15 protein-coding genes are annotated in these 12,349 nt (G+C 51.1%); 1 reads left to right on the top strand and 14 read right to left on the bottom strand.

The genetic code is table 11. From position 1 onward, the window contains the following. Positions 1 to 6: 6 nt before the first annotated feature. The 9 genes from ACLJPE_RS05620 to rluE all read right to left on the bottom strand — a co-directional run bounded on the left by ACLJPE_RS05620 (position 7) and on the right by rluE (position 8,196). Positions 7 to 1,128: a cupin domain-containing protein gene (locus ACLJPE_RS05620; protein WP_023232971.1), complete on the bottom strand. Its 1,122-nt coding sequence runs from the start codon at positions 1,126 to 1,128 to the stop codon at positions 7 to 9. 80 nt (positions 1,129 to 1,208) lie between these two features. Next, the gene (gene phoQ, locus ACLJPE_RS05615; protein WP_001031687.1) at positions 1,209 to 2,672 is read right to left on the bottom strand and encodes a two-component system sensor histidine kinase PhoQ; all 1,464 of its coding nucleotides are present in this window, start codon (positions 2,670 to 2,672) and stop codon (positions 1,209 to 1,211) included. After that, positions 2,672 to 3,343 (bottom strand): two-component system response regulator PhoP, encoded by a 672-nt coding sequence (phoP, locus tag ACLJPE_RS05610; RefSeq protein ID WP_001537766.1) that lies wholly within the window; start codon positions 3,341 to 3,343, stop codon positions 2,672 to 2,674. The genes phoQ and phoP overlap by 1 nt, the downstream gene beginning before the upstream one ends. 126 nt (positions 3,344 to 3,469) lie before the next feature. Further along, positions 3,470 to 4,840 carry an adenylosuccinate lyase gene (gene purB / locus ACLJPE_RS05605; RefSeq protein ID WP_000423763.1) on the bottom strand — a complete coding sequence of 457 codons (1,371 nt, stop codon included), beginning with the start codon at positions 4,838 to 4,840 and terminating at the stop codon, positions 3,470 to 3,472. Between the two features lie 3 nt (positions 4,841 to 4,843). Beyond that, on the bottom strand, positions 4,844 to 5,485 hold the full coding sequence (hflD, locus tag ACLJPE_RS05600) for a high frequency lysogenization protein HflD (RefSeq protein WP_001519653.1): 642 nt from the start codon (positions 5,483 to 5,485) through the stop codon (positions 4,844 to 4,846). Between the two features lie 86 nt (positions 5,486 to 5,571). Further along, complete coding sequence (gene mnmA, locus ACLJPE_RS05595) at positions 5,572 to 6,678, bottom strand: tRNA 2-thiouridine(34) synthase MnmA (protein WP_001293799.1); 1,107 nt, start codon at positions 6,676 to 6,678, stop codon at positions 5,572 to 5,574. Positions 6,679 to 6,731: 53 nt separating this feature from the next. Continuing rightward, positions 6,732 to 7,193, bottom strand: a complete 462-nt coding sequence (locus ACLJPE_RS05590; protein WP_000476064.1) for an NUDIX hydrolase — start codon at positions 7,191 to 7,193, stop codon at positions 6,732 to 6,734. An 11-nt stretch (positions 7,194 to 7,204) separates the two neighbouring features. Continuing rightward, positions 7,205 to 7,534, bottom strand: a complete 330-nt coding sequence (locus ACLJPE_RS05585) for a lysozyme inhibitor LprI family protein (RefSeq protein WP_000825956.1) — start codon at positions 7,532 to 7,534, stop codon at positions 7,205 to 7,207. Further along, complete coding sequence (gene rluE, locus ACLJPE_RS05580) at positions 7,531 to 8,196, bottom strand: 23S rRNA pseudouridine(2457) synthase RluE (RefSeq protein WP_001249415.1); 666 nt, start codon at positions 8,194 to 8,196, stop codon at positions 7,531 to 7,533. Before rluE ends, ACLJPE_RS05585 begins: the two co-directional genes overlap by 4 nt. A gap of 171 nt (positions 8,197 to 8,367) precedes the next feature. Between rluE and icd the strand changes: the two genes are divergently transcribed. Beyond that, positions 8,368 to 9,618, top strand: a complete 1,251-nt coding sequence (gene icd / locus ACLJPE_RS05575; RefSeq protein ID WP_000444507.1) for an NADP-dependent isocitrate dehydrogenase — start codon at positions 8,368 to 8,370, stop codon at positions 9,616 to 9,618. 113 nt (positions 9,619 to 9,731) lie between these two features. Here icd and ACLJPE_RS05570 read toward each other — a convergent pair whose 3' ends face one another. The 5 genes from ACLJPE_RS05570 to ACLJPE_RS05550 are packed head-to-tail and all read right to left on the bottom strand — an operon-like array spanning position 9,732 to position 12,343. Beyond that, positions 9,732 to 10,874 (bottom strand): site-specific integrase, encoded by a 1,143-nt coding sequence (locus tag ACLJPE_RS05570; protein WP_023139988.1) that lies wholly within the window; start codon positions 10,872 to 10,874, stop codon positions 9,732 to 9,734. Further along, positions 10,864 to 11,100, bottom strand: coding sequence for an excisionase (locus tag ACLJPE_RS05565; protein ID WP_000089141.1), 237 nt, complete (start codon positions 11,098 to 11,100; stop codon positions 10,864 to 10,866). Before ACLJPE_RS05565 ends, ACLJPE_RS05570 begins: the two co-directional genes overlap by 11 nt. Positions 11,101 to 11,149: 49 nt before the next feature. Then, on the bottom strand, positions 11,150 to 11,701 hold the full coding sequence (locus tag ACLJPE_RS05560) for a hypothetical protein (RefSeq protein ID WP_000069465.1): 552 nt from the start codon (positions 11,699 to 11,701) through the stop codon (positions 11,150 to 11,152). Then, positions 11,698 to 12,030, bottom strand: a complete 333-nt coding sequence (locus ACLJPE_RS05555; protein ID WP_000066251.1) for a hypothetical protein — start codon at positions 12,028 to 12,030, stop codon at positions 11,698 to 11,700. The genes ACLJPE_RS05560 and ACLJPE_RS05555 overlap by 4 nt, the downstream gene beginning before the upstream one ends. Further along, the gene (locus ACLJPE_RS05550; RefSeq protein WP_001033922.1) at positions 12,023 to 12,343 is read right to left on the bottom strand and encodes a hypothetical protein; all 321 of its coding nucleotides are present in this window, start codon (positions 12,341 to 12,343) and stop codon (positions 12,023 to 12,025) included. The genes ACLJPE_RS05555 and ACLJPE_RS05550 overlap by 8 nt, the downstream gene beginning before the upstream one ends. Between the last annotated feature and the right edge of the window lie 6 nt (positions 12,344 to 12,349).

Below are 12,349 nucleotides of genomic sequence, written 5' to 3'. Positions count from 1 at the left end.
ATGTTCTTATCCTTCGAAAAACCAGTATCCGCTATTCACCAGCGCCGCCAGCATGGCGAGGAAGGACGGGTCTTCCAGCGCATCGCCGAAGTTTTCAGCGGTTAGTGCAATATGACTGGCGAGCGCCTCCAGAGCGGGGCGATGCGGGGAGTCTATTTTTTCGCCATTCGCATAGACCTCATCGCCGATACGCAATACGCGAAGCCCGCCGAGACGTACTAATACCTCGCCTTGCTTTAAGGCATCGTAAATCTCATCAGGCTGATACGGCGGCTCCGGCGGCGCAATATCCAGTTCGTGGCGTGACTGAGAGAGAAACTCGCCAAGCCACTGTTGGAAATGCGCGGGTTGATTGATCAAATCGAGCATCATATTACGCAGTTTATCCATCTCCTGCGGCAGGATATCCGCCGGATGCTTGCGGGACGGCATATCCGGATCTCTGTAGTATGTATTGCCCAACTCCCGTTGCAGGACGTAATCGGCAAAACCGCTGATCAGCTCACGGCTATTGGGCGCGCGAAAACCAACCGAATAGTTCATGGCGTTTTCCAGCGCATAGCCTTCATGCGGGAATCCTGGCGGAATATACAGAATGTCGCCCGGCTCCAGCTCTTCATCAATAATGGCCTCGAACGGATCGACTTGTAACAGGTCGGGATGCGGGCAGTGCTGACGCATTTGCAGCTTTTCGCCCACGCGCCAGCGACGGCGACCGGTTCCCTGGATAATAAACACATCATACTGATCCAGATGCGGGCCAACGCCGCCGCCGGGGACGGAAAAGGAGATCATCAAATCGTCGATACGCCAGTCCGGCAGAGCGCGGAACGGGCGCATCAGCGCGGCGGTGGGTTCATGCCAGTGGTTTACCGCCTGTACCAGCAGCGACCAGTTGCTCTCACCCAGATGATCGTAGCTTTCGAAAGGGCCATGGCTGACCTGCCATTTGCCATCCTGATGGCTAACGAGACGACTGTCGATTTCGCTTTCCATCGCCAGCCCCGCCAGCTCATCCGGCGAGAGCGGATCGATAAAGTTGCTAAACCCACGTTTTAACACCACCGGGCGTTTTTGCCAGTGGCGTTCAAGAAAGTCGGGCCAGTTAAGAGTTAATTGGTATTCCATGTTAAGTATCCGCAGGCTGGTATCTGACACCGATTATAACGGATGCTTAACGAGATGCGTGGAAGAACGCACAGAAATGTTTATTCCTCTTTCTGAGTGGGATGCTGTCGGCCAAAAACGACCTCCATACGGGCGCCGCCGAGCAGACTGTCGCTGGCAATGATCTGCCCGGCGTATTGTTCTGTAATCTCGCGTGCGACAGCCAGCCCTACGCCTTGTCCTGGTCGCAGGGTATCGGCGCGCTGACCGCGATCAAACACCAGGGAACGTTTGCTGTGGGGTATGCCTGGGCCGTCATCTTCGACGAAAATATGCAAATGATCGTCGGTCTGGCGAGCCGAAATCTCGACAAACTCCAGGCAATATTTACAAGCGTTGTCCAGTACGTTGCCCATTACTTCGACAAAGTCGTTTTGCTCGCCGACAAAACTGATCTCTGGTGAAATATCCATACTGATATTCACCCCTTTACGCTGATAAACTTTATTGAGCGCAGAAATCAGGTTATCTAACAACGGCGCGACGGGATGCAGTTCGCGGCTTAACAACACGCCGCTACCGCGCATACTGGCGCGATGCAGATAATAGCCGATCTGTTGGGAAATCCGGCTGATCTGTTCCAGCATCACCGGTTCAGCTTTGCTGACGCTCATCTTTTCGTTGCGTAAAGAGCGTAACGTACTCTGCAAAACCGCGAGCGGCGTTTTTAAACTGTGCGTCAGGTCGGTCAGGGTCGTGCGGTATTTGTTATAACGTTCGCGCTCGCTTTTGAGCAGTTGATTAAGGTTGCGCACAAGGCTGGTCAGCTCACGCGTCGTCTCCGGATTGAGCATTTCGCGATGATGATCTTCAAGCTCGCGCACCTCCCGCGCCAGCGCCTCGATAGGGCGTAAGCTCCACCAGGCGGCGATCCACAGTAAAGGAATGACTAACAGTAAATTGGCGGCCAGCACGTATACGAACCAGCTCCACACCATATACGAGCGTTTTAGCTCTATCGGAATGGTATCGACCACCACGATGGTTAACTGCGGCATCCGCGCCGTGGCAGGATAAATATTTACCGCTACCGAGTGGGTCATCTCCGCATCATCGTCATCTTCACGTACTTCTTTGAGTTTTTCCTGCGCGGAATGGTCTTCGCTCAACAGCGTGCTGGTGGCGTCTACGTTGGTTTCAATTTCATGGAAGCCGTTCGTTTTTAACCATTCCGGTTGAATGCTTTTAATCAACCAGGGGATGTTGCGCTGCGTCCATAATAATTTGCCCGTTTCATCGTAAATCAGGGTCATGGTCGGACTTTGCATGTCCAGATTTTCAGGCAGCTCAACGCTGATTTTATTATTTTCCCATTTGGCGAGGGTATAAAACAGGTTGCTTTCGCCGCGCAGTAGACGAAAGGTGGTTTTATCAAAACTTACGCTATAGCCGACCAGCGCCACTATGCCATATGCCAGAGAAAGCACCAGCACGACGCCGGCTGTCGCCAGCAAAAAACGAACCCGCAGCGACAGCGGCAGAAAATGGCGAGCAAATTTATTCATTAGCGCAATTCAAAAAGATATCCTTGTCCGCGTACGGTGGTAATGACATCGTGCGGATACTGGGCCTGTATTTTTTTCCGCAGACGCCCCATGAGAACATCAATGGTATGACTTTCCCGCAGTTCCGCATCCGGATACAGCTGAAGCATCAGCGAATCTTTGCTGACCACTTTACCGTTGTTACGGATAAGCGTTTCCATAATGGTGTATTCGAACGCCGTGAGTTTGATGACCTCTTCATTGACGGATAATTCCCGGCGTGAGAGATCCACCTGGAAAGGCGGGATGTTGATCACCTGGGAGGCCAGACCGCTATTACGGCGCATTAACGCCTGCATACGCGCCATTACCTCTTCGATGTGGAATGGCTTCGTCACGTAGTCATCTGCCCCGGAGCTGAGAACCTCGACTTTATCCTGCCAGCCTTCGCGCGCGGTTAACACCAGAACCGGCAGTGAAACATCACTGCTGCGCCAGCGGCGTATTAAGGAAAGGCCGTCTTCATCCGGCAGACCTAAATCGACAATAGCGATATCCGGAAGGTGTTCATTAAGGTAATAATCAGCTTCCCTGGCATCTTCTGCGGCATCGACCTGGTGACCTGAATCCTGGAGCTGAACCTTCAGGTGGTGGCGTAATAATGCATTATCCTCTACAACCAGTACGCGCATCATCTCTTCTCCCTTGTGTTAACAATAAGAACAGTCTAGCGTTGATTATGGTGCTTTGGGGATAAACAGTTAATAAACCAGACAAATAGTCACCCTCTTTCTGAAGAAAAGAGGGTGAGGCACGCATTATTTAAGTTCGTCGACCAGAGTCACAGCGCGACCGATATAATTTGCCGGCGTCATGGCTTTAAGGCGCGTTTTTTCTGCTTCCGGCAGGGCCAGACTATCAATAAACTGTTTCATTCCTTCGGCATCAACACGCTTGCCACGGGTCAACTCTTTCAGTTTTTCATATGGTTTTTCAATACCATAGCGGCGCATGACGGTCTGGATCGGTTCGGCTAATACTTCCCAGTTGTGATCCAGTTCGTCAAGCAGATGATCGCGGTTTACTTCCAGCTTGCTGACGCCCTTCAGGGTGGACTGATAAGCGATAAGCGCATAGCCGATGCCGACACCCAGGTTACGCAGAACGGTTGAGTCGGTCAGATCGCGCTGCCAGCGGGAAACCGGCAGTTTGTTTGCCAGATGGTGCAACACTGCATTAGACAGACCGAGGTTGCCTTCTGAGTTTTCAAAGTCAATGGGGTTAACTTTGTGCGGCATGGTAGAAGAACCGATCTCCCCGGCGATGGTTTTCTGTTTGAAATGGTTCAACGCAATATAGCCCCAGACATCGCGATCGAAATCGATCAGGATGGTGTTAAAGCGCGCGATACAGTCAAACAGTTCCGCAATATAATCATGCGGTTCAATCTGGGTGGTGTAAGGGTTCCACTGGATGCCCAGTGAGGTGACGAACTCTTCGCTGAACTGATGCCAGTCAACTTCCGGATAGGCGGCGATATGCGCGTTATAGTTGCCTACGGCGCCGTTGATTTTACCGAGGATCTCCACCTGGTTGAGCTGGCGGAACTGACGCTCCATACGATACGCCACGTTCGCCATCTCTTTACCCAGAGTGGAAGGCGTTGCCGGCTGGCCGTGGGTGCGGGAGAGCAGAGGAATGTCGCGATACTGCGTGGCGAGATCTTTAACCGCGTTAATCACCTGACGCCAGTAAGGCAGGATCACTTCATCGCGCGCGGTTTTGAGCATTAACGCGTGCGACAGGTTGTTAATGTCCTCAGAAGTGCAGGCAAAGTGGATAAACTCGGAAACGTCATGTAGCGCCGGGATCGCGGCGACTTTTTCTTTCAGAAAATACTCAACCGCTTTCACATCGTGATTCGTGGTGCGCTCAATGGTTTTAATGCGCGCGGCATCTTCTTCATTGAAGTTTGCAACAAGCGTATCCAGGTAACCGTTTGCGTCGGCAGCAAAAGCAGGAACTTCCTTGATCGCTGCGTGCGCGGCTAATTTCTGCAGCCAACGTACTTCGACTTGTACACGAAATTTCAGCAAACCGTATTCGCTAAAAATTCCGCGCAGCGCGCTGACTTTATCGCCGTAGCGTCCATCGACAGGGGAAACGGCGGTCAGTGAGGATAATTCCATAGATCATAACTCCGGGGTTAAATGAGCAAGAATTTGTTTTGCCTGAGTCGTCAGGCGATGACGAGAAAACATAAGCTGTAGGCGACCACCGCCTACCTGATGCCAGAGCACAGCTGCACGGATGCCTGCCAGTAGCGAAGCGCGGACTTTGGCCTGAACCTGCGGACTTTGCAGAACGGCCGGGGAGCCCGTCACCTGAATGCGTGGGCCCAATGGGCTAATCACATCCACGTAGATACCCGCCATGGCGCTCATTAACGTGTCTGACTGTAAATCAAAATGGTCAAGCTGGCGCTGCAGGCCGTTAATGCGATCGCCTAACGTATTCAACGCGCCTTTGGCGGATGACAGCTTGCGCTCCAGCACCATCAGGCTAAGCGTATAACGCGTCAGTTCGGCGTTAAGTCCTTGTCGGCTGCTGGCATTCAGCACGCCGAGCAGTGTTTCCAGACCAAGACGCAGGTTAGCTTCGCTGCCGCCGAACACGCCCAGAGTAGAACTGGGATTCATATCAATGACACTGTTGAGTGAAACGTGCAACGCGTCGGCATCACAGTGCCCCTGGTGCGCCAGTTGTTGCACCAGGCGTGCCGACTGGCAAATGCCAGACAGCGCGAGGGTGATGTCATAATAATTCTTTGCCACAATCACTGCTTCCTTGTATCAAATAAAATACACTTCATCTTTTAAGCCGCTTTGAGGCGACTTGAATGATGTTGTGTATTGAATAATCAGACCGTCAGCGGCAGTCGCTGCTCGATAATGCCGCCGCCCAGGCAGACTTCGCCGCTGTAAAAGACAGCGGACTGGCCCGGCGTAACGGCGGCAACCGGCTCGTCAAAAATGACCTCGATACGATCGTCATCCAGCGCGTTAATCGTGCACGGAATATCGGTCTGGCGGTAGCGGGTTTTTACCGTACAGCGCAGGGTGCCGGTGAACGGTTCGCGATCGACCCAATGTAGCTGCTGGGCGATGAGGCCTACCGACATCAGGCGTGGGTGCTCATGCCCCTGAGCGACAATTAACACATTGTTTTCAACGTCTTTATCCACCACATACCAGGGGTCTTCGCTACCGTCTTTGGTGCCGCCGATTCCCAGCCCTTTACGCTGACCGAGCGTATGATACATCAGACCCTGATGCTCGCCGATTTCATCGCCGTCAACGGTAATAATTTTCCCCGGCTGCGCAGGCAGATAGCGCCCTAAAAAGTCGCGGAACTTGCGCTCGCCGATAAAGCAGATACCGGTAGAATCTTTTTTCTTGGCGGTTACCAGCCCCAGATCTTCGGCGATTTTACGCACCTGCGGTTTTTCCAGCTCGCCAACCGGGAACAGACTTTGCGCAATCTGCTCATGGCCAAGCGTGTAGAGGAAGTAGCTCTGATCTTTGTTGCCGTCGAGCCCGCGCAACAACCGGCTTTTGCCGTTTACATCCGCGCGGCGAACGTAGTGACCGGTGGCGATATAGTCGGCGCCTAAATCTTCTGCGGCAAATTCAAGGAAGGCTTTAAATTTGATCTCTTTATTGCACAGAATATCCGGGTTCGGCGTACGGCCCGCTTTGTACTCTTCAAGGAACAGTTCAAAGACGTTATCCCAATATTCTGCGGCAAAATTGACGGTATGCAGTTCAATGCCAAGCTTGTCGCACACGGCCTGCGCGTCAGCCAGATCGGCTGCTGCGGTACAGTATTCCTCACCATCGTCCTCTTCCCAGTTCTTCATGAACAGGCCTTCTACCTGATAACCCTGTTGTTGCAACAGCCAGGCGGAAACGGAGGAATCGACACCGCCGGACATGCCGACGATCACTTTTTTTGGGTTTTCTGACATTGGAATACTCGCGACATTGAACTTCAAGGCGGCGTATTCTACCACGCAGCCCTTTACTTGACACCCTCTGTAAACGGCCAGTTAAATTCGCCCACTATGGATAAGGGGTAACGTTGTCCCGTTTGATAACTGCGAATGCTTTCAGCCACCAGCGGAGAACGTAAATTCGGCGCGTTCAGAATCTCGTCGGCGCTCACCCAACGGCAGCAATCGATGTCATTGTCATGGGGGGCAGTCGCGCAAATATGATCAAGCTTGATAGCGAATAAAAAGCGCAGGAACGGGGTCTTATCCGGCGCAATCCACTGATGCATACGGATAAAATACTGTGGTTGCGCCGTGATGCCAGTCTCTTCCCACAGTTCACGCGCGGCGGCCTGCGCCAGCGTTTCATCTGCCTCCAGGTGTCCGGCAGGTTGATTCCATAACGATTTACCGTTGATGGTCTCTTCCACCACCAGAAATTTATCTTCGGCATGTACGATGCAGGCAACGGTCACGTGCGGCTTGAACATAGGCATCCTTATTACAGCGGTTTATCAATGTGGTCATAGATCGCGTCAAGCTGTTTCAGACGCTCGTTATAAGCTTTTGTCAGGCAGGTGACGTCGGCCTTGCACTGCTGACGCTGTTTAAGCCAGCTCTGCTGGGCGTCCTGCAGGGCGCCGCGACTGCCCATCGCGAACAACCCTTTCAGAAACTGATATTTGGTGTGCATTTCCACGTCTTTATCATTCAGCGTCAGGTGCGCGCAGATAGCCTTTTCATCCGCAGCCTGCGCTTTCTGGCAGTCGAAGCTGGCCGCATTGACGGATAACGGTGTTAATAAAGCAAAAGCAATGAGAAGCCGTTTCATCTGTCTTTCTCCTGTGCGATCTCGCGCCACTGTCCATTATCGAGGCCGTTGAGCGTGTAGTCGCCCATGCTGTAACGAATTAATCGTAGAGTGGGATGACCGACATGCGCTGTCATGCGTCTTACCTGGCGGTTGCGGCCTTCATATAAGGTGACTTTTAGCCAACTGGTGGGAATATTCTTCCGCTCGCGAATCGGCGGGGTGCGCGGCCACAGCCAGTCAGGTTCCGCGACAATCTCAATACCGGCGGGCAGGGTAGGGCCATCGTTGAGCGTGACGCCAGTACGAAGCGCCTGTAGCGCTTCATTATCCGGGATGCCTTCTACCTGAACATAGTAAATCTTGCCGGTGCGCTTGCCCGGTTGCGTGAGGCGCGCCTGCAGCGCGCCGTCATTAGTCAGCACCAAAAGCCCTTCGCTGTCGCGGTCCAGGCGGCCTGCGGCATAAACGCCTTGCACAGGAATAAAATCTTTTAACGTGCGGCGACCTGCTTCATCCGTGAACTGCGGCAACACATCGTAAGGTTTATTGAACAAAACCACGCGTTTTGGCTGGTTTTCTTTCCGTGATTTAGATGCTTGTCGTGAGCTGAATCGCTTAACGTAGTGATTTCTAAAAGAAGTTTTTTGCATGGTGTTTTCAGAACTTATTAATTGCCGCATTATAGCGCAATAATGAGTGTCTTTCATGGCGGCAAACAATAGGGTAGTATTGACATGCTCATTACAAAACATTAACAAAAAATTGCTCTAACGCAGTCGTGCAGCAGGACGCCATTGCACATGCAGCGCGATGACAGACGAGCAAACCAGAAGCGCTCGAAGGAGAGGTGAATGGAAAGCAAAGTAGTTGTTCCGGTGGAAGGTAAGAAGATCACCCTGCAAAACGGCAAACTCAACGTTCCTGAGAATCCGATTATCCCGTTTATTGAAGGCGATGGTATCGGTGTTGATGTCACTCCAGCCATGCTTAAAGTGGTCGATGCCGCCGTCGAGAAAGCCTATAAAGGCGAGCGTAAAATTTCCTGGATGGAAATTTACACCGGAGAAAAATCCACACAGGTTTACGGCCAGGATGTCTGGCTTCCCGCTGAAACCCTTGATTTAATTCGTGATTACCGCGTAGCGATTAAAGGTCCGTTGACCACGCCGGTTGGCGGCGGTATCCGCTCTCTGAACGTTGCCCTGCGTCAGGAGCTTGACCTGTACGTTTGTCTGCGTCCCGTTCGTTACTATCAGGGCACGCCAAGTCCGGTGAAACATCCGGAGCTGACCGATATGGTCATCTTCCGTGAAAACTCTGAAGATATCTACGCCGGAATTGAATGGAAAGCTGACTCTGCAGACGCTGAGAAAGTGATCAAGTTCCTGCGCGAAGAGATGGGCGTGAAGAAAATTCGCTTCCCGGAGCACTGCGGTATCGGTATCAAACCGTGTTCTGAAGAAGGCACTAAACGTCTGGTTCGCGCGGCGATTGAATACGCTATTACTAACGATCGCGATTCCGTCACGCTGGTACATAAAGGCAATATCATGAAGTTCACCGAAGGCGCGTTTAAAGACTGGGGCTACCAGTTGGCGCGCGACGAGTTCGGCGGTGAGCTTATTGACGGCGGTCCGTGGCTGAAAATTAAGAACCCGAACACGGGTAAAGAGATCGTGGTTAAAGACGTTATCGCCGATGCGTTCCTGCAACAGATCCTGTTGCGTCCGGCGGAATACGACGTTATCGCCTGTATGAACCTGAACGGTGACTATATTTCCGATGCCCTGGCGGCTCAGGTTGGCGGTATCGGTATTGCACCGGGTGCGAATATCGGCGACGAATGCGCGTTGTTTGAAGCCACTCACGGGACTGCGCCGAAATATGCGGGCCAGGATAAAGTCAACCCAGGCTCCATTATTCTGTCTGCGGAGATGATGCTGCGCCACATGCAGTGGTTCGAAGCCGCAGACCTGATTGTTAAAGGTATGGAAGGCGCGATTGCCGCGAAGACCGTGACCTATGACTTCGAACGTCTGATGGACGGCGCTAAGCTGCTGAAATGTTCGGAGTTTGGTGACGCGATCATCGAAAACATGTAATCCAGTTTTTGGGTTAAACAAGAACGGGAGCCGAAGGGTTCCCGTTTTTATTACCTTCTTAAAGTTCTTCCCCAAAACTTTCCCCAAAACGTTTCCCCAAAACCCTTATGATTTCACCCTGTTTTTGTGTTGACGATCACCCAATCTTTTCCTCTGTCATCATTATATTTGTCTGTCATTTTTCTTGATTTATGGCCGAGTAATTTTTGCGTGTCGACACCTTGTTCTCTGTACAAGCGTTCTGATAATGATCTCTGTTCGTGAAAAGTGGGTGGGGATCCCTTATCCCATTTCAGTCCACTTCTGTCACGTGCTTTTTTGAATGTTGAAGTTAAAGAACTGGTTGAAACCTGATCACCGCGGTTTGCTTGTGAGGTGGTATGTCTGAAATGCACAAGATATTTACTGATGACTGCATCCCGGCATTTAGATACAACGTCCCGAAGAGTTAAACCCAGCGCTTCACATTTCAAGTCCAATGGTATGGCTAAACGCGATCCTGTTTTTTCCTGTTCGACATGGAGCATATCGTCCCATATGTCTTTAAACTTCATGTTACAGATATCGCCCAAACGCTGACCTGTTATTATCGCGAGCAACATTCCACACTGGAGGTATGGTTCTTGCTTTTCGGCAGCTTCATAAATAGTTTTCCACTCTTCCAAAGAAAGACGCTGACGAGTGACTTTGTTTCTCGGCTGCTTGGTCGCCAGGGCAGGGTTATAGCCTGGAGGGACATGACCGTTATGTTGCGCTTCTTTGAATACATCAATCAAAACCATGCGAACAACTTGCGCCATACGATTATGGCCTTCAGCCTTAACTGCATCCGTTATCTCAGAGATATCCAATGCGGAAATATCTTTCAAATATTGCATACCGCAATGTTCGCGAAATAACCTGACTGGTTTTGCTTTCTGTCGATAAGAATTAGGTCTGAGTTCACGGTGTTTTAACCGTTCGTCCTGAATTTCAATATACTTATCAATCCACTCAGTGACAGTAATGTCCGTTCTTCTGCCTTTCATTCTGGCAAGACGGTCGTTAACACTAAGAACCTGCCTGGTTCTTTGTTCTGCAATGATCGTGTTCGCTTCGGATGCAACCTTTTTAGCTTCCACTTCATCAGTACCCAAGCTGTGAAAGCGTCCGGAAACAGGATGTTTATATTGCCAATAAATCTTGCCCGTCCGCTTATCTAGCTTGCAGTATAGATTCGGAATTGAAATTTTGTGAGAACGTGGTCTAGCAGCCATCTGCAATAATCCGTTGTAATCTTGGACTGGCGTTTGCCGGAATTTTCGGTTCGGCAAGCGTACCAACAAATCGAGCATTACGGTCTACCATCCAGTAACGACCTACTTTTACAGCTGGAGGTATCATCATTTTGCCTTTAGCGTATTTCTTAAGGATACGCTCACTTGGTGCTTGCGCTCCGAACTCTTCATTGGCCCAGTCGAGTAAGGGGATCATTCGTGACATTTATTTTTCTCCACAAAGCCCGGCTGCACCCGGGCTATAACATCAAATATCAGTGCTGGTGGTCGGTATTAATATCAACCAGATAAACACCCGGAATTACCGGAGAGTTGCCAGCCTGCCCCATTATTTTCTCGTATTCGGAAATCTGATGATCTACTGGTTGTGACAGGTCGCGATATTTACTCTGAAGCAGGGCGACGCGGCTTTCTGTCCATGCCTTCCACATATGCCGCGTGTAGCTGTCAGCGTAGTTTTCGCCATGAAGAAACTTACCCATTGCGAAATCATATTCTTGCCGCTCGCGCCCCCACTTCTTAAGCATCCACGCCTCAAATTCAGCGCGGCCATCATCCGGCACTACCGGCACTGGCTGGGCGCTGTACTCATGTGCCACAGCCATTTGTGGGTGATTGGGATTATTACACGGTACTCCACACACCTCACAGACAGCGTGCTGTATCCCGTCCAGCCTGCGGCGTTCCTGTAGCTCTCGCATCGCCGCTGCAATATCGGTGTAGTCAGTCAAAACTGAATCGTCGCAGATTTCAGCGCGCGCCAGAATTTCAGCTATTTTCCTGTCTGTTAGTTTGTTATTGCTCATCGCAATACATCCTCCACACTGATTAACCCTTTACGGCTCAAATAGTTCATTGCGGCGCCATGTAACTTGCTGTTCGGCCTGGCGTTTCTAAGCGAGTGGGCCAGACGCTTAATCCACATCGTTAATTCTTCCACTTGCTTTTCTGCTTCTTCCAGTTGTTCGCGCACCTGTCGCATATCATCACGCTGAGTAAGTGCCGATTCAGGCATGGAATGTTCGGCACACGGGATTATTGTGTGAACGTCTGAGTATTCGCCGCCGCCGTCACTGAATGCCATTACACAACCACACTTTGATTTGCCGTTCACAAAGACAATTTTGTTACTCATAATGACCGTCCTGCACGTTGCGTAACCAGATACAGACCGCGCCGTCTTCGGTGTCGTGAATGGAACCGACAAACCAGCCGTTACCTGCTGGCGGATCTGGTTGCCACGTTGAAATGTCGCACCCGTCAACGTCAGGATCTATTTCCTCGTCATCCAGGTATGAGACTTTCCATTCCAAACCGTTAGCTTCCAGCCAGGCATTTAACTCGTCTGGAGAGATAACCTCACGACCATCGCAAAACTGTTCGTACAGCGGGTGAGTCCAGTAACCGTAATTATCGCGCTCTACGGGTAATGCAGTGATTTTGTTCATTATCAT

The organism is Salmonella sp. SAL04196, from assembly GCF_046550835.1.
GTDB lineage: Bacteria > Pseudomonadota > Gammaproteobacteria > Enterobacterales > Enterobacteriaceae > Salmonella > Salmonella enterica.
Note: the sequence above shows the minus strand (reverse complement) of the source record. Positions and strands in the feature narration are given on the sequence as shown.